Source organism: Streptomyces sp. NPDC006365 (genome assembly GCF_042870755.1).
Classification (GTDB): Bacteria; Actinomycetota; Actinomycetes; order Streptomycetales; family Streptomycetaceae; genus Streptomyces; species Streptomyces xiangluensis.
The window spans coordinates 139,636-162,389 of the sequence record NZ_JBIAHS010000021.1; the positions used below are offsets into that span (position 1 = coordinate 139,636).

The following is a 22,754-nucleotide window of genomic DNA, read 5'->3' on the forward strand; positions in this document are numbered from 1 at the left end:
CTTTGTATTCCCAGTACCGACGAGGAGCACCTGTGACCCAGACCAGCGAGAACGTCACCTGGCTGACCCAGGAGGCGTACAACCAGCTGAAGGCCGAGCTGGAGTACCTGTCTGGTCCTGCGCGCACGGAGATCGCCGCCAAGATCGCGGCCGCGCGCGAGGAGGGCGACCTGCGCGAGAACGGCGGGTACCACGCGGCCAAGGAGGAGCAGGGCAAGCAGGAGCTCCGGGTGCGCCAGCTGACCCAGCTCCTTGAGAACGCGAAGGTCGGCGAGGCGCCGGCGGCCGATGGTGTGGTCGCGCCCGGCATGGTCGTCACCATCGCCTTTGACGGTGACGAGGACGACACGCTGACGTTCCTGCTTGCCTCGCGCGAATACGCGAGCACGGACATCGAGACGTACTCGCCGCAGTCCCCGCTGGGCTCCGGGGTCAACGGCAAGAAGGTCGGCGAGGACGCCCAGTACGAACTGCCGAACGGCAAGCTCGCCTCAGTGAAGATCCTCGAGGCCAAGCCGTACACAGCCTGAATCCGACCTGAGCCCCCGGCCGAGGCCTCCCTCGCGCCGGGGGTTTCCTCGTGGCCGGGGTTTCCTCCTGCGTCACGCCGTCGCCGAGCGGTACTTCCGCACAGCCAGCGTCCGGAAAATGACGATGATCGCGATCGAGTAGATCATCGAAGCCCAGACCGGGTGCTGCATGGGCCAGGCGTCCGACTGCGAGACTCCCGGGTTGCCGAACAGCTCGCGGCAGGCCTGCACCGTGGCGCTGAACGGGTTCCAGTCGGCGACATGACGCAGCCAGGGCGTCATCTGGCCGGTGTCCACGAACGCATTCGAGACGAACGTGACCGGGAAGAGCCAGATCAGCCCGCCGGAGGTGGCCGCCTCCGGCGTCCGCACAGAAAGGCCGATCAGTGCGCCGATCCAGGTGAACGCGTACCCGGTCAGGAGCAGCAGTCCGAAGGCACCGAGTACCTCACCGGCATTGGTGTGGGTGCGCCAACCGACCAGCAGGGCGACGACGGCCAGCACGAGGAGCGTGAGCGCCGTCTGTACCAGGTCGGCGAACGTGCGGCCGGTCAGGACGGCTCCGCGCGCCATGGGCAGTGAGCGGAAGCGGTCGATGAGCCCCTTGTGCATGTCGTCGGCGATGCCCGCTCCGGCGCCCGCGGTGGCGAAGGTGACGGTCTGCGCGAAGATGCCGGCCATCAGGAACTCGCGGTACCTGCCCGGGTCGTTGGAGCCCGCGATGGTCATGGAGCCGCCGAACACGTAACTGAACAGCACCACGAACATGATCGGCTGGATGAGCCCGAAGATCACCATCTCGGGGATGCGGCTCATCCGGATCAGATTGCGCTGGGCGACGACCAGGGAGTCCCGCACGGACTGGCCGATGGCACTCCCCGGCTGTGCGACGCGCACGGTGTCGCTGACGACGCTCATGAGGCGGCCTCCTTCTCGGCCTTGTCCTTGTCCTGCACCGGCTCCTGCTTCGCCTTGGCCTTGCGGCCCTTGGCGCCTTGCGCCCCGCCGTTCTCCTCGGCCTCGGTCTCGGCGTGGTGTCCCGTCAGGGAGATGAAGACGTCGTCGAGGGTGGGGCGGCGCAGGCCGATGTCGTCGATCTCGATGCCGCGGGTGTCGAGCTCGCGGATGACCTCCGCCAGGAGCTTGGCACCGCCGGTGACGGGCACGGTCAGCTTGCGCGTGTGCTCCTCGACGGTCGTCTCCCCCTTGCCGAAGCCCCGCAGCACCTCGGACGCGGTGGCCATGTGCTCGCGCTCGTGGACGACGACCTCTACGCGCTCGCCGCCGGTCCGCGCCTTGAGCTGGTCGGAGGTGCCGCGGGCGATGACGCGGCCGTGGTCCACGACGCAGATGTCGTGGGCGAGGTGGTCGGCCTCTTCGAGGTACTGGGTGGTCAGCAGCAGGGTCGTGCCGCCGGAGACCAGTTGCTTGATGACCTCCCACAGCTGCTGGCGGTTACGCGGGTCGAGGCCGGTGGTCGGCTCGTCCATGAACATGACCGGCGGCGAGACGACGAGCGCCGCCGCGAGGTCGAGTCGGCGGCGCATGCCGCCGGAGTACGTCTTGGCGGGGCGGTCGGCTGCGTCGGCGAGATTGAACTGCTCGAGCAGCTCACCCGCCCGCACCTTCGCGTCCTTCGCCTTCATCTGGTAGAGCCGGCCGACCATCTGGAGGTTCTCGCGGCCGGTCAGGTACTCGTCGACCGCGGCGAACTGGCCGGACAGGCCGATCGAGCGCCGCACTTCGTTGGGGTTCTTGAGCACGTCGATGCCTGCGACGACCGCCTTGCCCCGGTCGGGGCGCAGCAGCGTGGTCAGGCAGCGGACCGCGGTGGTCTTGCCCGCGCCGTTCGGCCCGAGAAGGCCCAGCACGGTGCCCTCCGGGACATCGAAATCGACGCCGTCCAGAGCCCTTACGTCACCGAAGGTCTTCACCAGGCCTTCGGCGTAGATGGCGCCTGGCATGTGAGTTCTCCACGTCGTTGGGGTTGCTTCGGAAATACTGGATTTTGCGCGCTTGGTCCTGTCATGAGCGACGACAGAGACACACCATAACGCGATGTATCGCGTCCGCTCAACGGATTTTTCCAGGCTGTGGATAACTGGGCCCTGACCTCGGCCGCCGGTCCGAGGGACTGGCCCTCCACCGGTCTGACGGCCTGACGCGCTCCCGGCGTGACGGACTGCCGGGCGTCAGTCGATGACCGTGTAACCGGCCTTGCGCAGCGCCTGCCCCACCTCGGCGCAGTGCTCCGGACCCTTCGTCTCCAGGTGCAACTCCACCTCCGCCTCTGAGAGCCCGAGCCGCGGATCGGTCCGTACGTGGCTCACATCGAGGACGTTAGCGTCCACCACTGACAACACCCCGAGGAGCGTGGCCAGGGCGCCGGGACGGTCCGTCAGCCGCAGCCGGACCTGGAGGTAGCGGCCGCCCGCGGCCATGCCGTGCCGCAGGATGCGCTGCATCAGCAGCGGATCCACGTTGCCGCCGGACAGTACCGCCACGACCGGCCCTTCGAACTCCTCGGGCGTGCTCAGCAGCGCCGCGACGGGGCTCGCGCCGGCCGGCTCGACGACCAGCTTGGCCCGCTCCAGACACAGCAGCAGTGCGCTGGACAAGGCGTCCTCGGAGACCGTACGGACCTCGTCCACCAGGTCGCCGACGATCCGGAACGGCACATCGCCGGGACGCCCCACCTTGATGCCGTCCGCCATCGTCGCCGGGTTGTCGATGGACACCGGGCGCCCAGCCGCCAGCGAGGGCGGGTACGCCGCCGCGCCCGCCGCCTGCACCCCCACGATCCGCACGTCGGGCCGCAGCGACTTCACGGCGATCGCGATGCCCGCGGCGAGACCGCCGCCGCCGATCCCGACGACGATCGTGCGCACCTCGGGGCACTGCTCCAGGATCTCCAGGCCGACCGTGCCCTGGCCCGCGATGATGTCGGGGTGGTCGAAGGGGTGGATGAACACGGCGCCCGTGTCGGCCGCGTACTCCTGCGCGGCGGCCAGCGTCTCGTCGACCACCGTGCCGTGCAGTCGCACCTCGGCGCCGTAATGGCGGGTCGCGGCGACCTTCGGCAGCGGGGCGCCGGTCGGCATGAACACCGTGGAGCGCACTCCGAGCAGCGAGGAGGCCAGGGCCACACCCTGGGCGTGGTTGCCTGCGCTCGCCGCTACGACACCCGCGGCGCGCTCCTCTGGAAGCAGTCCGGCGATCCGCACGTACGCGCCGCGCAGCTTGAACGAACCCGTCCGCTGGAGGTTCTCGCACTTGAAGTGCACGGGCGCGCCCACCAGCCCGGACAGATGCCTGCTGCCCTCCATGGCGGTCACCCGCGCCACGCCCGCGAGCATCTTCTGGGCGCCGCGCACATCGTCGAGGGTCACCGTCGGCAAGGAGTCAGCCGTGCTGTAGCTCATGACCACCAGTCTCGCAGCTCACGCCATGCCCCACGGGCCGTGACCAAGCTCCCGTACAGGTTTACGCAGCGCCGGTACGCCCTGCCCCCCGTCCGCGTACTCTGTCCTCCAACCCAGCCCCACGCATGAATAGAGCCCCCGGCCATGCCCACAACACCAGAAATGTCGATGGACATGACGACCGTCGGTGACACCGGTCTTCTCGAATCGCTCCAGCACGAGGTGGCGGTGTTCGCCCGCCGTGCAGAACAGACCCGGCTCGGCGGGGTCGGCCAGGTCCGCAACTCCATGGACCGCGCCGCGTATCTGCTGCTCAACCGCCTCGACAAGGAGGGCCCGATGGGCGTCAAGGCGCTCGCCGCGAGCATGGGCATCGACTCGTCGACGGTCACCCGTCAGGTCGCGCCGCTCGTGGACACCGGGCTCGTCAAGCGCACCTCGCACCCGGAGGACGGGCGCGCCGTGGTGCTCCAGCTGTCGCCGCGCGGGCTCTCCCGCCTGGAGGAAGTCCGCTCCTCCAGGCGCCAGTTGATGGCCGAACTCACCGAGGACTGGACACCTCAGGAGCGGGAGGCGTTCTGCACGCTCCTCACGCGTTTCAACGTCGCGCTGTCCACCCGGATGGCCGCGGCATCCGTGGAAGGGGCCTCCGTAGAGGCGCCCTCGCCCTCCTGACCGCCCCCGCATCGCGTCGGCCTCTTGACCAGGGGGCCGTGCCTGGCCTCAGATGAGATCGGGTCCCTGTAGTACGCGATTTCCTCGCCGTACGCCCTGGGGCCCGGTTTCCCAGAGTCGGGAGGCGCGGTGCGAGAACGGCAGGCGTCCCAAGATGCCCGCCGGGCCCGGGAGTTCGAGGCGTTTGTCGCGGGCGCGGCAGGGCGGCTGCTGCATGCGGCCACACTTCTCACGGCTGAGTCGTCGGACGACAACCCGCGCGCGCGGCGCCTGCTCACGGCGTCCCTGGCCCATACGTACGCCTCCTGGGACCGGCTGCGCGGCGAGGACCCCTACGACCTCACCCGGCAGCAACTGGCGGTGCGCTTCGCTCGCGGGGCCTGGCATCAGTACGGCGCCCTGGGCTGGTCCCACCTTCGCGGCCGGCCGAACACCGGCGGCGTACTGCACCGGCTCGCTCCCCAGGAGCGGCTGATTCTGGTCCTGCGCTTTTTCGAGGGCGTGGCCGAGGAGCAGACGGCGGCGCTGCTGGGGCTGCCCCTGGAGCGCGTACGGGCGATCGGTGCCCGCGCGATGGCGAACCTGCTGCATCCGCCGCGTGACGCGGCTCCGGCGGTGGCGAAGGTGGTGCCGTCGTGAGCCCGATGGGCCGCAGGGAGGACGCAGTCCGCCGCATCCTGGAGGACGCGCCGCCCTCCGTACCGCCCAACCTGCACGCGGACGTCGTGCGGCGCGGCGGCCGCATGCTGCGCCGGCAGAAGGCAGCACGGCGGCTGCTGTGGCTGCTGCTGTTCGCGGCCGCCGTGGCCTTCGTGGTGTGGGCGTCGATGGCCCGGCCGTGGGTGGAGCCGCCGTCGGAGGTGACTCCACCGCTCACCGGCTGGTAGGCCCACCGGTCGGCAAGCGCTCAGCCCAGGGCCTGTGTGAGGTCCTGGAGGAGGTCATCGACGTTCTCGATGCCTACGGAGAGGCGTACGAGATCGGCGGGCACCTCGAGCGCCGAGCCGGCCGCGGAGGCGTGTGTCATGCGCCCCGGGTGCTCGATCAGGGACTCGACGCCGCCCAGGGACTCGCCCAGGGTGAACACCTTGGCGCGGTTGCAGACCTCCACGGCCGCCTCCTCGCCGCCCGCGACCTGGAAGGAGACCATGCCACCGAACGCCTTCATCTGCTTGGCGGCAACCTCGTGACCAGGGTGCTCCGCAAGGCCCGGGTACAGAACGCGCGTCACGCGCGCGTGCCTGCTGAGCATCTCGGCGACCTTGGCGGCGTTCTCGCTGTGCCGGTCCATCCGTACGGCGAGCGTCTTGACGCCGCGCAGCACCAGCCAGGAGTCGAAGGGGCCTGCGACCGCGCCCATCGCGTTCTGGTGGTACGCCAGTTCCTCGCCCAGCCCCTCGTCGTTCACGACGAGCGCGCCGCCCACCACGTCCGAGTGGCCGCCCATGTACTTGGTCAGCGAGTGCACCACGATGTCCGCGCCGAGCGCGAGCGGCTGTTGGAGGTAAGGGCTGGCGAAGGTGTTGTCGACGACCAGCCTGGCGCCCGCCTCGCGCGCGATCTGGGCGACCGCGGCGATGTCGGTGATGCCGAGAAGCGGATTGGACGGCGTCTCCACCCAGACGATCTTGGTCTTGGGGGTGACGGCGGCCCGTACGGCGGCGGGATCGCTGGTGTCGGCGACCGACCATTCCACCCCCCACCGGGAGACGACCTTCGCGAAGAGGCGGAACGTACCGCCGTACGCGTCGTTGGGGATGACCACGTGGTCGCCGGGGCTGAGCAGCGTACGCAACAGGCAGTCCTCGGCCGCCAGTCCGGACGCGAACGCGAGTCCGCGGCGACCGCCCTCCAGGGCGGCGAGGTTCTCCTCCAGGGCCGTCCTGGTCGGATTGGCGCTGCGGCTGTACTCGTAGCCGCCGCGCAGCCCGCCGACGCCGTCCTGCTTGTAGGTCGAGACCTGGTAGATCGGCGGGACGACCGCGCCGGTAAGGGGATCGGCGGTGTTCCCCGCATGGATCGCCACGGTTTCGAAGTGCTGGCTGATGTGCCTGTCGCTCATGGGCACCGAGGGTAGTGCGCCCGCGCGGAATGTGACGGCGGGAGGCCGTGGCCGGGCCGGGACGACGGTGCGACCGACGGTTTTCCACAGGAACTGCCGACCAGGTTGGCCAATTGTCGGACGCGTCTGGTTCGCTTGAGGCATGGAGATTCTCTGGGTCCTGATGGCGCTGGTCATGATGGGCTTCGTCCTCGGGCCGATCTTGATGCGCAGGCGTGCCGGTGGTATCCAGCAGGTCGCTCCCGGCGACCCGGACGCCGCCGACCCGGCGAACTACGGCTTCCTGCGCCAGGAGGAGCTGGACATCCGCATGCCCGGCCCCGACGAGGACCTGCTGGAGGTCCTGGACCTGGTGCAGCGCAGCCAGGACTACCGGGGAGCGTCGCAGCTCCTCGCCGGCACGGAGACGGACGGCGAGCTGCGCTGGCAGCGCGTGCAGGCCTTCGCGGGCGCCGCGTCGCTGGAGCTGCACCAGCGCCCCGGCGGGGTCAGCGAGAGCCCCGGCGGGCAGTGGCTGCGGGTCTGGCGGGCCGAGAAGCCCAAGGACGCGGGCGGCGCGGCCGTGCACGCGGAGTTCCTGGTGCAGCAGGCGTGGCGTACGTCGACACCGGGCACGGACGAGTTCCGGATCATCATGGAGGAGGCGAAGTCGGCCTGCGACGACGCGGCGCTGCTCTCCCCCGGTGACCCGATCCCGTACATCATCGAGCTCTCCGTGGCACGCGGACTGGCGTATCCACAGGCGGAGTTCGAAAAGGTCTGGCTGAAGATCCTCGACCGCGCTCCCGCGCACATGGGAGCGCATCTGGCGGCGCTGCACTACTGGTGCGAGAAGTGGCACGGCTCGCGGGAGGTGGCGTACGCCTTCGCGGAAGCCGCTGCAGCGCGCGCCCCGCAGGGATCGCTGCTCGCGGCGATGCCTCTCTTCGCGGTCTTCGAGCACCTGCCGGAGGTCAACCTCGTCCAGGGCTTCTACCAGAGCCAGGTCGTCACCAAGGCGATCCACGGCGCGCTCTACGCGGTGCACGCGGCCCGCCCGGACGATCCGATGCTCGCCCACGTACGCCATCTCCTGGTGTTCTTCCTCGTGCGCAGCGAGCGCTGGGCCGAGGCGATGAACCAGCTCGTGCATGTCGACGGCCACGTAGGGGCGCTGCCGTGGACGCTGACGCCGGACCCGGCGGCGGACTACGCGGTGTACCGGGCGCTGGCGGTCGCGGGATACGAGGCGAACGGAGGGAGCCCGGCCACGCTGCCGCACTGACAGCCCAGTTGGACTTCCGGACGGGCCCCGTACGTTCACTCACTGGACCCATCGCCGAGGAGACCTCGCGCATCGCCAGCCGTCTTGGCGTGCCTTTTCAGGCCGCCTCGTGGTCAGCCCTCCGCGCGGGCGGGCAGCCTCCATCCCGGGCGCGGGAAGTGGCAGGTGTAGCCGTCCGGGTAGCGCTGCAGGTAGTCCTGATGCTCAGGCTCGGCCTCCCAGAAGGGGCCGACCGGCTCCACCTCGGTGACGACTTTGCCCGGCCACAGTCCGGAGGCGTCCACATCCGCGATCGTCTCCTCGGCGATCCGCTTCTGCTCGTCGTCCACGTAGTAGATCGCTGAGCGGTAGCTGAGGCCGACGTCGTTGCCCTGGCGGTTCTTGGTGCTCGGGTCGTGGATCTGGAAGAAGAACTCCAGGATCGCGCGGAAATCGGTACCCGCGGGGTCGAAAAGGATTTCAATGGCCTCCGCGTGCGTGCCATGGTTGCGGTACGTCGCGTTCGGCACGTCACCCCCGGTGTATCCGACCCGGGTCGCCGTCACGCCCGGGAGTCGGCGGATCAGCTCCTCCATCCCCCAGAAGCATCCGCCCGCCAGCACGGCCCTCTGCGTCTGCGCAGCCATTGCGGCCCTCCAATATCTGTCAGCTCGGTCACTCGGGCTTCTTGGCTCGCACACCATCTGCACCCCATGCCCACTCTGCTCAACGCGCGAGGGTTCCAGGCGATTCCGTGCCTGCCCAACCGGCACTGCGGTCGCCGGCCACCGCGAGGAGCGCACCGACCTGTTGGCGTGGTGGTGCTGCGGGACTGGGGCATCCTGCCCGACGGATGTCGTGCCGACGCTGGAGGTAGCGGACAAGTAGCCGCGGCACTCCATCCCACGCGTCAAGAGGACGGCAGTAGCACCGGCAACTCACGCCGCGCTACGGCCACCTCGCGCACACAGGGACTCGGCTGTCGAAAATCAGTGGTCGCGCGCACCGCCCGGCCCCAGGCTGTAGGCCATGGAAGAACCCCAGCGCGAGATCCGGGCGGTCTACACAACCTCCACGGTCACCGTCTACCAGGCCTACTCCCCGGAAATCGGCCTGCCGGCCGTACGAGAGGGCCGGTTCCCCACCGCCTGGAAGCGGGACTGGATGACGTGGGTCACCAAGCCGCGTTCACGGACCCTGTCCGTGGCAGATCATCGAGCGTGTGAGAGACACGCCTACCCCTGTGAGCCGGCGCGCCTGCCGTTCGAGGGGACGTGAGGGACGGCGGAGCCAGGGTCGAAGCCTGCGAAAGCCAAGCCGATCACGAAACCCGCCACCTCCTCCAACTGGCGGACGCGATCCAGCTTCCCCAGAGTCGCCGGGACTCCGCCGACATCACGTACCAGTCCACCGACGACGTGCAGGGCCGTCGCATCGTCGCCGCACATCGCCACCGTCACACGGGACTGGCCACCACAGGTCGGGCTCGTCCACTGGTCAGCGGGAAAGAGATGGAACGCCTTCACGACCCGGGCTCCCGGAGCAAGCTCGGCGATCCGCCCCGCCATCGTCTTGCCGTGTTCGGTGAGCAGAGTGCCGACGCCATGCGTAACGGCGTTCGTGGGATCGATCAACGGCATCCCTTGGAGCACGCCGTCGGACGCGCCCACCATTCCCAGCATCTCTTCGACACCGTCCCAGGACACGGCGAGGAGCACCGCATCGCGCCCGGTGACCGCCTCACGCGGTGCGACAGCGAGCACTTTGTGCTCCAGCCGCTCAGCAAGCTTCTCCGCCTTGACCTGCGACCGTCCGCCGATCACCACGTCATGTCCCGCACGTGCCCAGCCCTCACCCAGGGCCGCCGCCAATGTCCCTGTTCCCAGGATCCCGATGCGCATCTGTCCGTGCCTCTCCCCTAGTGGTCGGTCGGGTGGTCACGGTAGGGAAGGCGTTACGCACCGATCAGTGCGTGACCGGGGCGCGATGATGGACGGCGAGATGACTGATTACGACGTCCACTGCTATGAGTTGGTCGCCGATTGCCGTTTGCGCGCGGCCACCGATCTCTTCGCCCATACCTGGGATCCCGTCGTACTGGCGGCGCTTCGCCTGGGACCGCACCGACGCCGCGAGTTGCGCGCCGCGATTGGCGGCATCAGCGACAAGGTTCTGACCGACTCCTTGCACCGCCTGCTCGCGAGCGGACTGATCGAGCGCCACGCCCATGCCGAGGCGCCGCCACGCGTCGACTACGCCCTGACTGGCTTGGGGCAGAGCCTGGTCGAGGGCCCGATGAGGACGCTTGGACGCTGGGCGATCGAGCACGGTGACGAACTTCTTGAAGCCCAGGAGAGCAGTACCGCAAGAGGCCTGTGAGCGAGGCTTGACGTGGATCGAGCCGTCGTTCCTGTGGATGATGTACCGCTGCGGCTGGGGCACGAAAGCAGGACAGGAAAGCGTCCTGGCTGTCGAGATCACGCGCGACGGCTTCGAGTGGGCGCTGCGTAACGCGTGCCTGTCCAGTTACGTACGCGGGGTGCACCCCGACCGTGCCACCTGGCAGCGTCAGCTGAAGCGTGCGCCCACTCGCATTCAGTGGGCCCCAGAGCGCGATCTGCACCTGCAAGCCCTGCCGTACCGCTCCCCGCAACTCGGCCTGGCCGGTGAAGCCGTACGACGCTACGCGGACGAATGGACGGTCGCCATCAGCGATGTGCCCCCCCTTGCGCATGAGATCCACATGCTCGCGAGCAGCGGCGACCTCGACTCGGCGGCACGGCTACTGCCCCAGGAGCGGCCCTGTCCTGCCGCAGACGAACTGCCGGCTCACCTGCGTCCGTGACCACAACCAACGGTTACCCGAGGGTGAGGGTCACATGGCAGCGCAGGCTCGCCGACGCCGGAGGCGACGGACAGGTAGCCGTTGGCGCGAGCGTCGTCTGCTGAAGAGTCCGGCCGCGGCATTCAGGTCGCCGCCTCGACGAGCGTCTCCGGTCCCGGAAGTGCGCGACGGGGCACCAGTGCTCTTGAGTCGGCGCACAGCAGCGCGGACCTGCACGCCAGTGTGACTTGAGTGCCAATAGGGTGAGCCCGTGACTGCCACGCTGAGTTCCACGAAAACCCGCGCCGCGCTCCGCACATCGGCGCGTGTATCCGCAGAGTTGCTGTTGGTATTGCTGATGCTCGTGGTGACGCTGTGGGTTGTGGGCCGGATGTGGTCAGTCGTCTGGCCGCTGGTACTCGGCCTGCTTCTCACCACACTGACCTGGCCCCTGACTCGTTTCCTGCGTCGGCACGGATGGAAACCCGCCCTCGCTGCGTCGGTCGTGACCGTGCTGTTCCTCCTGGTCGCCGCAGGCGTCGTGGCGTTGATCGCAGTACCGGTGGCGTCCCAGTCCGGCGAGCTGACCGACGGCGTGGTCGAAGGCATCCAGAAGCTGCGCGAGTGGGCCGCCGGCCCTCCGTTGAACATCGGGGACGCCCAGATAAACAAGGCCTTCGACACCGCGGTCGACCGGGCTCAGGACGGCCTCGGCAGCATGGTCACCACTGTCGTCACGGGAGTGAGCACCGTGGTCAACGGCGTGGTCACCGCCGTACTCGCACTCTTCCTGATGTTCTTCTTCCTCAAGGACGGCCCACGGTTCCTGCCGTGGCTTGCCCGTCAGCTGCCCGGTCGGCTCGCCACCGACGTCCCGACCGTGGCCGCGCGCGGCTGGGACACCCTGGGCGCGTTCGTGCGATCCCAGGCGGCCGTCGGACTGCTCGACGCCGTCCTGATCGGCCTGGGCCTGTGGGTTCTGGGGGTACCGCTGGTGCTCCCGCTGGCGGTGCTGACCTTTGTCTCCGCGTTCGTGCCGATCATTGGCGCCCTGTTCGCCGGTTTCGTCGCGGTTCTTATCGCGCTGGTCTCGAACGGCCTGACGGACGCGCTGATGGTGCTGGCCATCATCGTCGTGGTGCAGCAGCTCGAGGGCAACGTGTTCCAGCCCATGATCCAAAGCCGTGGGCTTGGTCTCCATTCAGCCGTGATCCTGCTGGCGGTGACGTTGGGCGGCAGTCTGGTTGGGATCGTGGGCAGTCTGCTCGCCGTACCGATCGCCGCACTGATCGCGGTGGTCTGGAACTACGTGCGCGAGCAACTCAGCGACCCGTCACAGGAACCGCGGACAGACGAGCCGGACACCGGCGCCGTCGTCCTGTCATAGCGGGCTGCTTCACTCAACAGCCGGCTGCGACCGACGGGGCAGATGGCAGCACAGGCTCCCGGAACGGGAGTCAAGCCAAGTACCCCGTTCGAGACGAACCCGGGAGTCGTGCTCTACGGGCATCGCCCCGATGTCAGCCGTCAAGGTCTGGGGTCGGCACTCCGTTGGACGGTGTTTTCCGGGCATATGCGACCTGGAATCGCAGGTGTGTGACGTGCGGTGAGCCGAGGATTCTGGTCCGTTCCAGCTCTATGGGTTCCATCCCCAGATGATCGAACAGTCGGCGACCGCCACCCAACAGCACCGGTGCGATCTGCAGGTTGATCTCATCGAGGAGCCTGGCTCTGAGCGCCTGTTGAGCGATGTCCGCGCCCATCAACGTGACGTCCTTTCCGTCCGCCACTGCCTGTGCCTGTTGGAGCGCGCCTTTCACGCCGTCAGTGACGAAGGTGAAGGACCCGCTCTTCATGGCCATCTGGCTTCGAGCGTTGTGGGTGAGTACGAAGCAGGGGACGGGGAAGGGCGTGTCCTTCCACACCCCGACGCCCACATCGAATGTCCTTCTGCCCAGCACGACCGCGCCCGTCGAATCCAAGGTCTCTCGTGTGACTGCGGTGTCCACCTCGCTCGCCGATGTGTCGAAGATCCATTCATGCAGGCGAAGACCACCTCGGCCCATGGGGTGCTCGACACTGACGTCCGGTCCGGCCATGAAGCCGTCGAGCGACATGGTGACGTTCACGACCACCTTGCTCATGGGACAACCGCCTCTCCATGTGGGGTGCGATCGGGCATTCAGAGGGTCAGACCCCGCGGCAGGACCGAACTGATCGGTCTTCCGGCGGGATGTTGAACGCGTGGTCAAACCAACCGCCGCCCTCGGGTCACACGGCAGCAGCACAGATTCCCGGGGTGAGGGACAAGCCACGTGACCCCTTCGAGACGAACTGGGGGCCTCGTGCTCGACGGGCATCGCACCTGCTCCGGAGGTGGCGGACAAGGAGCCTTACGCGGATCAGCAGCTCCCGGCCGCCAGAACCTCTAGGCAACTGACCTGAATTCAGTTAAGGTTCCGCGTCATCGACTAGGAGGTCGCACATGTCTTTCGTTCTCATTCACGGCGCCGGCTTCGGCGCGGACTGCTGGGGCGAGTTGATTCCTCACCTGAGTGCGGATGCGCTGGCGGTCGACCTTCCTGGCCGCGGCACGAGGGCCGAAGTCGAACTGGGCACGGTCACTCTCGCGGACTGCGCCGACGCGGTCCGGGAGGACATCGAGACGAAGGACCTGCGGGACGTGGTCCTGGTCGGCCACTCCTTCGCGGGAGTCACGGTGCCGCTCGTCCTGAACCTCATACCCGAACGGATCCGTCAGGTCGTCCTCGTGTCGGCCGTCGTACCTCCCGACGGATCCCGGGTGCTCGACCAGATCGATCCCGGCGTACGGGAACTGGTCGAGCAGTCCATCACCGCCGGGGTCTACCAACAGACCCGCGAGGGTGCTGCCGCGATGCTGTGCAACGACATGGACGAGGCGACTGCCGCATCCGCCCTGGACCGGCTGGCCGACGATTCAGCCGCGCTGCTGAGCGAGCCCGTGGACCTGAGCGGCTACCGGCGGGACATCCCACGGACGTACGTACACCTCACCCGGGACCAGTGCTACGTCGAGGAACTCCAGCAGCGATCCATCGCGCTGCTCCAGGCGGACGTCATCGACCTCGACACCGGTCACATGGCAATGATCAGCGCACCGGAAAAGCTCGCCGCCGTCCTCAACACCGTTCACGGCTGGTAGGACTCCGTTGGGTCTGTCTTGATCTTGGTGTCGTCCTACTGGGCAGGGGTTGGTGGCAGGTGGTGCAGATGCCGGTCCAGCAGTTCAGCAGGTCTTGGAGGACGTCGAGGATCTGGTAGAGGGTGAGTCCGGTGTGTCGGCTTTTGGGGCCAGCCGCTGCTCGGTGAGGAACGCGTGGGCGGCGGTGACCAGGGTGGCGTGATGGTGCCAGCCCGGCCAGGAGCGCCCTTCGAAGTGCCCGCCGACGCGAGCGTACCCCGGCCGGCCGGCCCTCACGGTGAGGAAAGCAGAGGCCATCGGGCCGCGAGAGCCTCCCGCCAGGTCATTTCCCGGAAGGCTCCCCGTCCAGCGGCCGCAGCGAGTTCCGCCACCGTCACCGGTGTCTGCCGGTAGCGGGGCAGGGGCGGGCGTCCGGTGCCGGAGAAGGCCGGGGCGGCGGGGTGCGCGTCATGTGGCTGGACGGTCAGATCGCCACGGATGCCGACCACATACGGGATCTCCCGCTCGGCCAGGGCGGCACGCAAGTCGGCGTTCTGGCCGTAGCCGGCGTCGGCCACCACGACCGGCGGCACGAGGTGCCATGTGGCCAGTTCGTCCAGGGCGTCCAGCACGAGGCGCCACTTCTCCCGGTGCCCGACCTCTTCCGGGACGCCGGTCCGCCGACGCCGGACGGTGCCCTTGGCCCACTCCTTGGGCAGGAACAGCAGCCAGTTCAGCGGGCACGAGGCCGTGTCGGAGACCGCGTGCACGCACCGAAGTCGAACTGCACGAACCCGGCTGACCAGCAGGGACCCAGCCCCACGACCAGAACCCGCATGCCGCAACCGTGGAACCGGGCGCCCACCCGACGCGACAGCCGGGCCACTGGCCTGCCCGCACCCCATCCAACAAGCCGAAACGGCCCACCAGATGAACCGCCGTCACGAAAGATCGAGGCTAACGACCTGGGGAGCGATATCAGCTCCCGGATCTGCCTGGCTGCCTGGGGCTCTGCGCGATCCGGACGCCGCTGACGAGCAGTGACGCCGGTCAGGCGGATCGCGGTCGCCGCAGCCTTGACCGGCGCGTCTTGGTCAGGGAGTGGACCGCAGCGGCGGTGCCTGCCACGTCATCCCGGGCGGCTGGAGTAGGGGCGAGGGCTCGGGTCCGGGGTCATCGGTGTCGACGACTCCGGCGACCGTGTGGTCGAAGTCAGCGGGCCAGCGGGTGTGTTCACTGCCCAGGGCGCCGGTCAGGCGTGCTTCGACAAAGTTGGCGGTGCTCAAGTCGGTGCCGCGCAAGTCGGCCATGCGGAGGTCGGCGCGGTGGAAGACCGCGCCGCGGGCGTCGGCCTTACGCAGGTTTGCCTCGCGCAGGTCGGTCTCGGTGAAGTCGGCGTCACGCAAGTCGGTTTCGACCAGCTTCGCGGCCCGTAGGTCGGCCATAATGCAGCGAGCGCGGCGGAGAATCGCAGTCGTGAGGTCGGCATGCCGCAGGTTGACCGAGACCAGGGACGCCTGGGTCAGATTGGCGTGGTACAGGCCCGCCGCCTCCATGCAGGCGCGGTCGAAGTTGACCTCGGGGAACCACAATCCGTCGCAGTCGGCCCGGCGCAAGTCGGTGATGCTGAGATTGACCCAGGACTGCTCCCGGTGCTGGCACAGCACGCCGAGCGCGGTCAGCGCCACCTGGGCGTCGGCGGCGCGAGTCTCCAGGGGTGCGATGTCGTTGATGGGCACGTCTGCCGCCGGTGATTCCGGCCCGGCGGGTGGCCAGGGCAGGTGTGTACGCAGGTACGCGGCCTGGATGGAGATGATGGCCTCCCGGTCGCGGGCGGACTGCTCCGCGATACGCCACAGCGCGTGCAACCCGCCGATGCGTACATCCAGCTTGTCGCTGCCGAGCTGGTCGACGGCCCGGCTGAATCGGTCGGTGACGTAGCCCTCCTGGGTGGCGCGCAATCCGTCCTGACTCACCCGCAGTTGCCGCCAGGTTGCGTACGCGCCGAAAAGCACGACCAGGCCGCCGACCACCTGCAGAAGCGTCGTACGGACATCGTTCACCGCCTTCAGCCGATCCTGCGCGGCGACGCTCGCCCCGGCGAGATCGTGGTCGACCACCACCCCCGGCAGTACGACGAACACCGTGCCCAGAATGACCAGCCCCGCCCCGGCCAGCAGACCTGCGGCTACACGGCGCCTGACCAGCCCGTCGGGCCATGCCCGCCGCCCGCGGTCTGGTTCCCCCATCTCCATGGGCATGAGAGCCTAGGCACCGCTCAGAAGACGATCAAGAGTGCTGTGCCACTGGCCCGTGACATGAGAACGGACGTACGGGTTGGGTGAGTTGTGAAGCTCACCTGGGCCCGTGCGGCCTGTTCCCATCCTGCCCTGTCCGGCATCTCGCGCGCACACTTCGGCGAGTTACTCGAAGAACTCGCGCCCCGGTGGCAGGCCGCGCGGGAGTCGGCGCTACACGAGCGGCGTGGCGGAGACCGGAGGCGGGCGGCCGGCGCCGGGCCCAAGCAGCGCATGGTCTTCGTCGACCGGCTCCTGGTCACGCTGGTCCACCTGCGGCTTGGGATCCCGCACGCCGCGCTGGCTGAACTGTACGGGGTGGACCGCTCTACCGTCTCCGGAGCGATCCGCGAGGTCCGGCCGCTGCTCGCGACCCGCGGTTTCGCCGTCCCCGACCGGCCGGGGGTGCGGCTGCGGCGTCATGGGCCTGCTCGCCAAGATTCTTGGCGGCGTGGGCGCGCGGGCAGTGAGCAGAGCCATCGCGAAGGATCTCGACGACGTTGCCTCGTCAGTTGAGGGCCGCGGCGACTGAGCCTCCCGGATCCCCGCGACAGCCCTGGGCACTGCGCCCGCCCATGACGAGGAGGGCGGCTCCCCCCTCTCGTCCCATCCGATGTGGGATTCCCTCGCCTCACTGATGCACCACACCGCCGAGGCACTGGAGTCAGGGCACATCCTCGACCGCTACCAGCGCCCCGGCGACGAGAGCGACTTCCTGCTGTGGGGTGTGCAGGTCGAATGATGGGGGACCTGGTGTCGCGTGAACAAAGTCTCTGGATGGTCGGTGGAGAGGTGGCATTGACCGTGGCTCAAAGCCCGGCGGAACCTGCCCCGGAGCCGGCCCCGCCGGGAGAGCCGGACTCAGTTCCCCACGCCGAGGCTGGACATGAACGCGGACGGGTACCGGTCGCCGTGAGCCGCGCCCAATGGGACCGCCTTCTCGATCTCGGCGAGGTCGTCCGCGGTGAGGTCCAGCTCCATCGCGGGCAGAGCCTCGGCCAGCCGCTCACGGGTGCGAGCGCCCACCAGCGGCACGATGTCCTCGCCCTGTGCAGCCACCCAAGCGATGGCCAGCTGGGCGACGGTGCACCCCTTCGCCTCGGCGACCTGGCGCAGAGCCTCCACGAGGGCGAGATTGCGTTCCACGTTCCCGCTCGTGAACCTCGGGCTGAAGGCGCGGCTGTCGCCGGGGGCGGCGGTGTGGCCGGCGGACCAGTGCCCGGAGATGAGGCCGCGGCTGAGGACGCCGTACGCGGTCAGGCCGATGCCGAGCTCCCGCAGCGTAGGCAGGATCTCGGCCTCCACCGCCCGGGAGATCAGCGAGTACTCGATCTGCAGGTCGGCTACCGGGTGCACGGCGTGCGCCCGGCGGATCATCGCCGCATCGACCTCGGAGAGGCCGAGGTGCCGCACGTACCCGGCGTCGATCATCTCCTTGATCGCGCCCACCGTCTCCTCGATGGGGACCGCCGGATCCAGCCGGGCGGGACGGTAGATGTCGATGTGGTCGATGCCCAGCCGGGTCAGCGAGTAGGCGAGGAAGTTCTTCACCGCCTCGGGACGGCAGTCATGCCCGCCGAACTGCGGGCCTGGCCCCCTCAGCATGCCGAACTTGACGCTCAGCTGGTAGCTGTCTCTCTCCCGGCCGCGCAGCGCCTCGGCGAGCAGCAGTTCGTTGTGGCCCATGGCGTAGAAGTCACCGGTGTCGATCAGTGTGACGTCGGCCTCCAGCGCGGCGTGCACGGTGGCGATGCTCTCGGCGCGGTCGGCCGCGCCGTAGGCGCCCGACATGCTCATCGCGCCCAGACCCAGCGCGGAGACGGCCGGGCCGGTGCCGCCCAGGTTTCGTATCTGCATCGCGTTCTCCTTCGTCGTCGATCTGTCACCCACTGTGCGCTGGCGCCACGACGTATGGGAGCGGAGCGTTCGTCATGGGAGAGCCGCTCCCTGGCTTGGCTCACCCGCCGCGAGGGAACATGGGGCCATGCAGCGTGACCAGCTCGCCGACTTCCTGCGGCGCCGCCGCGAGGCGATCCGCCCGGCCGAGGTCGGCATTGCCGAAGGCCCCCGCCGCCGCACCACCGGCCTGCGCCGGGAAGAGGTGGCCATGCTCGCCGGCGTGTCGGTGGACTACGTCGTACGCCTTGAGCAGGGCCGCAGCAGCCAGCCCTCGCCCCAGTTACTCGGGGCGCTGGCCCGGGCGTTGCGTCTGTCCGAGGACGAGCGCGACCACCTGTTCCACCTGGCCGGCCACCGGCCCGCGCCTGCCGACGGGGTGGCCCGCCTGGCCCGCGCCGGCCTGATGCGCATGCTCGACCTGCTCGGCGACACCCCGGCCCTGGTGCTGTCCGACCTGGGCGAGGTCCTCGCCCAGAACCGGGCAGCCGTCCTGCTGGCGGGCGACCACACCGGCTTCTCCGGCGACCGGCGCTACGTCGTACACCGCTGGTTCACCGACCCCGCTTCGCGCACGCTCTGCCCGCCCGAGGAGCAGGAGTACCACGCCCGCCGGCTCGTGGCCGACCTGCGCGCGGCCGTCGGCCGCCGCTCCGGCGACCCGACGGTCGCCGGACTCATCGACCGGTTGCAGGCCGCGAGCGCCGACTTCCGCCGACTCTGGGCCGAGCACGAGGTGGCCGTCCGGCGCGCCGACCGCAAGACCTTCCTGCACCCGCGGGTGGGCCGCCTGCTGATGGACTGCGAGACCCTGGTCACCCCCGACCAGGGCCAGCAACTGCTGGTGCTCACCCCGGCGGACGCCGAGACCCGCGAGCGGCTGGACCTGCTGCGAGTACTCGGCATCCAGGAATTCCCCACAGGGCAGACCGGCCCGCCCGTACGGTGAGGCGGCCGACCACGGGACACCGGCTCGGTACTCGGCTGTCCGGTCGGCGCACTGGCCGTCACCTGAACTGCACGACTGCCAGGCAGCCATGTGCGGGTCCCGTCAGCCGGAACCGGAGGCCGAACCGGAGGCCGCCAAGGCATCCGCCGTGTGGCCTGCAGCGGGTTTACGGGCCGAAGAGCCCCAGATCAGTCGCGATCATCTTCGCGCGCCCGCCGAACGCCCCGGCGGCAGGAGCGCAGCCTTCAGCCTTGCTGCGGTGAAGATCCGGTCCGGGTCGGCCTCGCCGTCGGCGCCGGGCGCTGTGGAAGGGGCTCCGACGAGTCCTCCGACGCGGCAGAGCGCCCCGCGTCAGACGGTGCCCCCGTGCTGCCGCAACCGGTGAGAAGGGTCGTCAGCGTCATGGCGCAAGCTGCGATTCCTGCGTGTATGGCCGCTCGGACGGCGCCTTTCCCTGGTCGTTTCCCCTGGGTTCGATGAATTTCGGCTTATAGCCCAAGAGTCACCGAGAGCCTTGAAAGACATGATGTAGGCGTATGACATTTCTCTTACAGGACCGATCAGCCCGTACCCCTACAACCCCGGGTAAAGGCTCAACGACCGTTGCCGGCCGGCCTGTTGCAAGTAACGTCGTCGGTATGAGTGATGAAGTCCGCATAGACCGCGCCCCCGCTCCCGGGGGTGGCATCCAGATCACGGTCAGTCTTTCTCCGATGGTTCTGGCAAAACTCCAAACGGAGGACTCCTGGACGGAAACAATCAGCGAAGGCCAGGTCACCGGCGACGGACCGGTCATCAGCCAGATCGAGTTCAGGGTTTCATGAGCCTCGTTGCATGCCGCTGAGCTGCCGCTCAGCTGCCGCTCAGCTGCCGCTCGACGCACACGTACCGACGTTCTGCGAGTTCCCGTACGGCTTCCGTGCCGTTCGGGAGGAACGCCGTCGGGAAGCCGATGCAGTTGTCGGAGCCCGGTGCTTTGATGGATGGCATGACCAGCAGAAGCGTGGTCGTGGAGCGGCGCATCGCCGCAGGCCGGAGACGTGTGTGGGAAGCTCTGACCGACCTCGAGGGCATGGATCGCGTCCTCGGCAGCGTCTCGAAGGTCGAAATCCTCACGGACGGGACCTTCGACGTCGGCACGCGGTGGCGGGAGACCCGGCGCATGTTCGGCAAGGACGCCACCGAGGAGATGTGGGTGACCGCCAGCGAACCACCCGGGCGCTATGTGGTGGAGGCCCAGTCGCGTGGCACCCGTTACGTCTCGGAGTGGCTGCTGCGGGCGGACGGCCCGTCGGCGACGACCGTCCGCATGACGTTCAGTGCCGTGGCACCAGGCGGCGTCATGGGACTGCTCGCCAAGATTCTTGGCGGCGTGGGCGCGCGGGCAGTGAGCAGAGCCATCGCGAAGGATCTCGACGACGTTGCCTCGTCAGTTGAGGGCCGCGGCGACTGAGCCTCCGCACCCCCGCGACAGCCCTGGGCACTGCGCCCGCCCGTGACCGGACGATCCCGCCGGACCGCCGGCCGTCGGCCTCGGGGCGCATGGCAGCCCAGGCCCGCCGGGACAGGAGTTTCGTACCCGATCGGTGTGGCGCCCGCCGAAGGATGACCGGAGGGTGACCGGAGGGGCGCCTACCCGGGGGCGGCCTCTCACCCCCGCGTATAAGTGAGCCGCTCGCCGTCAGCCAGCACGCGTACGAGTGTGTCGCCCTCGTGGCGCACCGTGGAGGAGGGGCCGAAGCGGCAGGGGCCGGAGGAGTTCGTCCGGTCGGCCTCGGGCGGGGCGAACCGGATCGGACTGTTCGTCTCGCCTGTGGAGACCAGGTTCATGCCGGCCTCGCAGTGGTTGTCGGCGCCGTCCGAGACCAGCGTGGCGGCCGGGCTGCCCACCGGCTTCTGCTCGATGGTCATCCGCTGTGTGCCGCCGTCGGGCAGGGGGCGTTGCCAGGTGCCGAGCAGTGCTTCGGGGAGCTTCTCCGGGCCCTCGATCCTGTGCAGTTCGGCGGTACGCCCCGCCGCTTCCCAGCGGAGGGAGTCACCTGCGGTCCGGGACAGGACGTGCTCGCCGAGGGCTGAGCAGGTGTCCGCGGGGACACTGCTGACGACCTTGGTGTCCAGCCGCAGTGACGTACCGCTGCCGCCGGAGGGCTTGGCGGTGAGTTTGCCGTCGCTCTTGCACTCGTAGTTCTTGCCGAGACTGATGCTGGTGGCGACGATCTCGCCCAACTGCCCCGGCGAGACGGCGAACCGGCGGTACTGACCGGTGGCCTTCCCGTCCCGCTCGACCTCGCCCGCCCAGATGCCCACGAACTCCTTGGGCACATCGGATGCCTCGGATGCCGCTCTCCCCTTGTCACCGGAGCCGGAGTCCGGGCCCCCGAAGGGCAGCAGACCGGCGGCCGACGCGGCGAACGCGGCTCCTGCCACCACGGCGGCGGCCGCCGGCGCGATCGCGACCCGCCGGCCCCTGCCCGCGCGACGAGGGCGCGGCGACGGAGCCGGATCCGGAGCAGACTCCGCGGACCGCAGGTCGGGCTTCGGCACGATCTGCGTCCCCCACTCCGACCGTTCCGACACGGGAGTTTCCTCCCAGGTCACGGGGAATGCGGCGGGTGGCGGCGTGGCCGCGGCCGGCGACGGTGCGGGTGACGGCGTAGACGCGCCCGGAGCCGGAACTGCCGCCGGACGCGCCTGCGCCGGCGTATCCGTGTCGAGCAACTCGACGGCGCTGCGCCCCAGTTCGGCGATGATCTGGGCGGGCAGCCACGGCGGTGACGACGTGCCGGTCGCCACCGGCTGCATCCGTGCGGCCACCTCCTCGGGAGTCGGCCTGGCCGCCGGATCCTTGGCGAGGCAGTCGGCGATCAGGCCCCGCAGCGGCTCTTCGATCCCCGTCAGGTCGGGCTCCTCCTGCGCGATGCGGAACATCACGGCGTGCACGCCGCCGGAGCCGCCACCGCCGAACGGGGTGTGCCCGGTCGCCGCGTACGCCAGCACCGCGGCCATGCAGAAGACATCGGCGGCCGGGCCCACCGGCTCGTCCCTGATCTGCTCGGGCGACATGAAGCTGGGCGAGCCGACCAGCATGCCCGAGCTGGTCAGGGTCGAGCCGGGCGACGCGTCCAGCGCCCGCGCGATGCCGAAGTCGATGACCCGGGGGCCGTCGATGGTGATCAGGACATTGGAGGGCTTGAGGTCCCGGTGGACCAGTCCGGCCCCGTGAATGTCCAGCAGGGCGCAGGCGAGTCCATAGGCGAGGGTGCGTACGGACGGGGCGGGCAGCGGGCCGTGCCCGCGTGGCGAGACGATGCGTTCGAGCGAGGGTCCCGCTATGTAGCCGGTCGCCACCCACGGCGTTTCCGCTTCGGTGTCCGCGTCGAGGACCGGCGCCGTCCAGCGGTCGCTCACCCTGCGCGCCGCCGCCACTTCCAGCCGGAAGCGCTCGCGGAACTGGGCTTCGGCGGCCAGCTCCGGCTTGATGAGCTTGACCGCGACCGTGCGCCCGCCCTCCGAGCGGGCCAGACAGACCCGGCCCATGCCGCCGGCACCGAGGTTTCTGAGCAGCCGGTACGGGCCGACTCTGTCACCAACTCCCACGGGGCTGGGACCGAAGTCGCCCGTCTCCGGCCTCGTCATCTGGTGTCTCCCCTCGGTCTGCGCTCCCACCCCACTCTCCGCCACGAAGGTCACGAG

General features: G+C 69.3%; 24 protein-coding genes and 3 pseudogenes. 15 read left to right on the top strand and 12 right to left on the bottom strand.

Features of this window, described 5'->3' with window-relative positions:
• The first annotated feature begins 32 nt into the window (after positions 1–32).
• Complete coding sequence (gene greA / locus ACFYO0_RS38805; RefSeq protein WP_388685895.1) at positions 33–530, top strand: transcription elongation factor GreA; 498 nt, start codon at positions 33–35, stop codon at positions 528–530.
• Positions 531–602: 72 nt separating this feature from the next.
• Here the strand turns inward: greA and ACFYO0_RS38810 are convergent, their stop codons facing one another.
• From ACFYO0_RS38810 to ilvA, 3 genes are all read right to left on the bottom strand, one after another.
• On the bottom strand, positions 603–1,448 hold the full coding sequence (locus ACFYO0_RS38810) for an ABC transporter permease (RefSeq protein ID WP_388685898.1): 846 nt from the start codon (positions 1,446–1,448) through the stop codon (positions 603–605).
• Positions 1,445–2,494, bottom strand: coding sequence for an ATP-binding cassette domain-containing protein (locus ACFYO0_RS38815; protein ID WP_388685901.1), 1,050 nt, complete (start codon positions 2,492–2,494; stop codon positions 1,445–1,447). Before ACFYO0_RS38815 ends, ACFYO0_RS38810 begins: the two co-directional genes overlap by 4 nt.
• Positions 2,495–2,722: 228 nt before the next feature.
• Positions 2,723–3,952, bottom strand: a complete 1,230-nt coding sequence (ilvA, locus tag ACFYO0_RS38820; RefSeq protein WP_388685903.1) for a threonine ammonia-lyase — start codon at positions 3,950–3,952, stop codon at positions 2,723–2,725.
• Positions 3,953–4,114: 162 nt separating this feature from the next.
• On the opposite strand from ilvA, the gene ACFYO0_RS38825 reads away from it, so the two are divergent.
• The 3 genes from ACFYO0_RS38825 (at position 4,115) to ACFYO0_RS38835 (ending at position 5,514) form a co-directional block, all read left to right on the top strand.
• A complete protein-coding gene (locus tag ACFYO0_RS38825) occupies positions 4,115–4,627 on the top strand; it encodes a MarR family winged helix-turn-helix transcriptional regulator (protein ID WP_388685998.1) in 513 nt (170 codons plus the stop codon).
• A 129-nt stretch (positions 4,628–4,756) separates the two neighbouring features.
• Complete coding sequence (locus ACFYO0_RS38830) at positions 4,757–5,266, top strand: sigma factor-like helix-turn-helix DNA-binding protein (RefSeq protein WP_388685906.1); 510 nt, start codon at positions 4,757–4,759, stop codon at positions 5,264–5,266.
• Between the two features lie 5 nt (positions 5,267–5,271).
• Positions 5,272–5,514, top strand: coding sequence for a hypothetical protein (locus tag ACFYO0_RS38835; RefSeq protein WP_388686001.1), 243 nt, complete (start codon positions 5,272–5,274; stop codon positions 5,512–5,514).
• Between the two features lie 20 nt (positions 5,515–5,534).
• Here ACFYO0_RS38835 and ACFYO0_RS38840 read toward each other — a convergent pair whose 3' ends face one another.
• On the bottom strand, positions 5,535–6,689 hold the full coding sequence (locus ACFYO0_RS38840) for a cystathionine gamma-synthase (RefSeq protein WP_388685908.1): 1,155 nt from the start codon (positions 6,687–6,689) through the stop codon (positions 5,535–5,537).
• A gap of 142 nt (positions 6,690–6,831) precedes the next feature.
• Here ACFYO0_RS38840 and ACFYO0_RS38845 point away from each other — a divergent pair, with 142 nt between their 5' ends.
• Complete coding sequence (locus ACFYO0_RS38845; protein ID WP_388685911.1) at positions 6,832–7,953, top strand: hypothetical protein; 1,122 nt, start codon at positions 6,832–6,834, stop codon at positions 7,951–7,953.
• A 113-nt stretch (positions 7,954–8,066) separates the two neighbouring features.
• Here ACFYO0_RS38845 and msrA read toward each other — a convergent pair whose 3' ends face one another.
• A complete protein-coding gene (msrA, locus tag ACFYO0_RS38850) occupies positions 8,067–8,579 on the bottom strand; it encodes a peptide-methionine (S)-S-oxide reductase MsrA (RefSeq protein ID WP_388685913.1) in 513 nt (170 codons plus the stop codon).
• Positions 8,580–8,961: 382 nt separating this feature from the next.
• On the opposite strand from msrA, the pseudogene ACFYO0_RS38855 reads away from it, so the two are divergent.
• A pseudogene (locus ACFYO0_RS38855) lies at positions 8,962–9,108 on the top strand (DUF4291 family protein); the annotation flags it as partial.
• Between the two features lie 59 nt (positions 9,109–9,167).
• On the opposite strand, the pseudogene ACFYO0_RS38860 reads toward ACFYO0_RS38855, so the two are convergent.
• A pseudogene (locus ACFYO0_RS38860) lies at positions 9,168–9,839 on the bottom strand (NADPH-dependent F420 reductase); the annotation flags it as partial.
• A 94-nt stretch (positions 9,840–9,933) separates the two neighbouring features.
• On the opposite strand from ACFYO0_RS38860, the gene ACFYO0_RS38865 reads away from it, so the two are divergent.
• From ACFYO0_RS38865 to ACFYO0_RS38875, 3 genes are all read left to right on the top strand, one after another.
• The gene (locus ACFYO0_RS38865; RefSeq protein WP_388685915.1) at positions 9,934–10,311 is read left to right on the top strand and encodes a winged helix-turn-helix transcriptional regulator; all 378 of its coding nucleotides are present in this window, start codon (positions 9,934–9,936) and stop codon (positions 10,309–10,311) included.
• Positions 10,262–10,777, top strand: a complete 516-nt coding sequence (locus ACFYO0_RS38870; protein ID WP_388685918.1) for a DUF4291 domain-containing protein — start codon at positions 10,262–10,264, stop codon at positions 10,775–10,777. Before ACFYO0_RS38865 ends, ACFYO0_RS38870 begins: the two co-directional genes overlap by 50 nt.
• Before the next feature lie 250 nt (positions 10,778–11,027).
• The gene (locus ACFYO0_RS38875) at positions 11,028–12,143 is read left to right on the top strand and encodes an AI-2E family transporter (RefSeq protein ID WP_388685919.1); all 1,116 of its coding nucleotides are present in this window, start codon (positions 11,028–11,030) and stop codon (positions 12,141–12,143) included.
• Between the two features lie 133 nt (positions 12,144–12,276).
• On the opposite strand, the gene ACFYO0_RS38880 is transcribed toward ACFYO0_RS38875, so the two are convergent.
• Complete coding sequence (locus ACFYO0_RS38880; protein WP_388685921.1) at positions 12,277–12,900, bottom strand: dihydrofolate reductase family protein; 624 nt, start codon at positions 12,898–12,900, stop codon at positions 12,277–12,279.
• A 341-nt stretch (positions 12,901–13,241) separates the two neighbouring features.
• Here ACFYO0_RS38880 and ACFYO0_RS38885 point away from each other — a divergent pair, with 341 nt between their 5' ends.
• On the top strand, positions 13,242–13,940 hold the full coding sequence (locus ACFYO0_RS38885; RefSeq protein WP_388685924.1) for an alpha/beta fold hydrolase: 699 nt from the start codon (positions 13,242–13,244) through the stop codon (positions 13,938–13,940).
• An 84-nt stretch (positions 13,941–14,024) separates the two neighbouring features.
• Here the strand turns inward: ACFYO0_RS38885 and ACFYO0_RS38890 are convergent.
• Positions 14,025–14,689, bottom strand: a pseudogene (locus ACFYO0_RS38890) (transposase); the annotation flags it as partial.
• Between the two features lie 324 nt (positions 14,690–15,013).
• Positions 15,014–16,168: a pentapeptide repeat-containing protein gene (locus ACFYO0_RS38895; protein WP_388685927.1), complete on the bottom strand. Its 1,155-nt coding sequence runs from the start codon at positions 16,166–16,168 to the stop codon at positions 15,014–15,016.
• Positions 16,169–16,450: 282 nt separating this feature from the next.
• Here ACFYO0_RS38895 and ACFYO0_RS38900 point away from each other — a divergent pair, with 282 nt between their 5' ends.
• Both ACFYO0_RS38900 and ACFYO0_RS38905 read left to right on the top strand, forming a co-directional pair.
• Complete coding sequence (locus ACFYO0_RS38900) at positions 16,451–16,732, top strand: transposase family protein (RefSeq protein ID WP_388685929.1); 282 nt, start codon at positions 16,451–16,453, stop codon at positions 16,730–16,732.
• Positions 16,733–16,829: 97 nt separating this feature from the next.
• Positions 16,830–16,958, top strand: coding sequence for a hypothetical protein (locus ACFYO0_RS38905; protein ID WP_388685931.1), 129 nt, complete (start codon positions 16,830–16,832; stop codon positions 16,956–16,958).
• A 119-nt stretch (positions 16,959–17,077) separates the two neighbouring features.
• Here ACFYO0_RS38905 and ACFYO0_RS38910 read toward each other — a convergent pair whose 3' ends face one another.
• Positions 17,078–18,073, bottom strand: coding sequence for an aldo/keto reductase (locus ACFYO0_RS38910; RefSeq protein ID WP_388685934.1), 996 nt, complete (start codon positions 18,071–18,073; stop codon positions 17,078–17,080).
• A gap of 127 nt (positions 18,074–18,200) precedes the next feature.
• Here ACFYO0_RS38910 and ACFYO0_RS38915 point away from each other — a divergent pair, with 127 nt between their 5' ends.
• Both ACFYO0_RS38915 and ACFYO0_RS38920 read left to right on the top strand, forming a co-directional pair.
• Positions 18,201–19,061, top strand: a complete 861-nt coding sequence (locus tag ACFYO0_RS38915) for a helix-turn-helix transcriptional regulator (RefSeq protein WP_388685936.1) — start codon at positions 18,201–18,203, stop codon at positions 19,059–19,061.
• 638 nt (positions 19,062–19,699) lie between these two features.
• Positions 19,700–19,885 (top strand): hypothetical protein, encoded by a 186-nt coding sequence (locus tag ACFYO0_RS38920; protein ID WP_388685938.1) that lies wholly within the window; start codon positions 19,700–19,702, stop codon positions 19,883–19,885.
• Positions 19,886–19,913: 28 nt separating this feature from the next.
• Here ACFYO0_RS38920 and ACFYO0_RS38925 read toward each other — a convergent pair whose 3' ends face one another.
• On the bottom strand, positions 19,914–20,051 hold the full coding sequence (locus ACFYO0_RS38925; RefSeq protein ID WP_388685940.1) for a hypothetical protein: 138 nt from the start codon (positions 20,049–20,051) through the stop codon (positions 19,914–19,916).
• On the opposite strand from ACFYO0_RS38925, the gene ACFYO0_RS38930 reads away from it, so the two are divergent.
• The gene (locus ACFYO0_RS38930; RefSeq protein ID WP_388685943.1) at positions 20,050–20,514 is read left to right on the top strand and encodes an SRPBCC family protein; all 465 of its coding nucleotides are present in this window, start codon (positions 20,050–20,052) and stop codon (positions 20,512–20,514) included. The genes ACFYO0_RS38925 and ACFYO0_RS38930 overlap by 2 nt on opposite strands.
• Before the next feature lie 197 nt (positions 20,515–20,711).
• Here the strand turns inward: ACFYO0_RS38930 and ACFYO0_RS38935 are convergent, their stop codons facing one another.
• A complete protein-coding gene (locus ACFYO0_RS38935; protein ID WP_388685945.1) occupies positions 20,712–22,697 on the bottom strand; it encodes a serine/threonine-protein kinase in 1,986 nt (661 codons plus the stop codon).
• Positions 22,698–22,754: the final 57 nt, after the last annotated feature.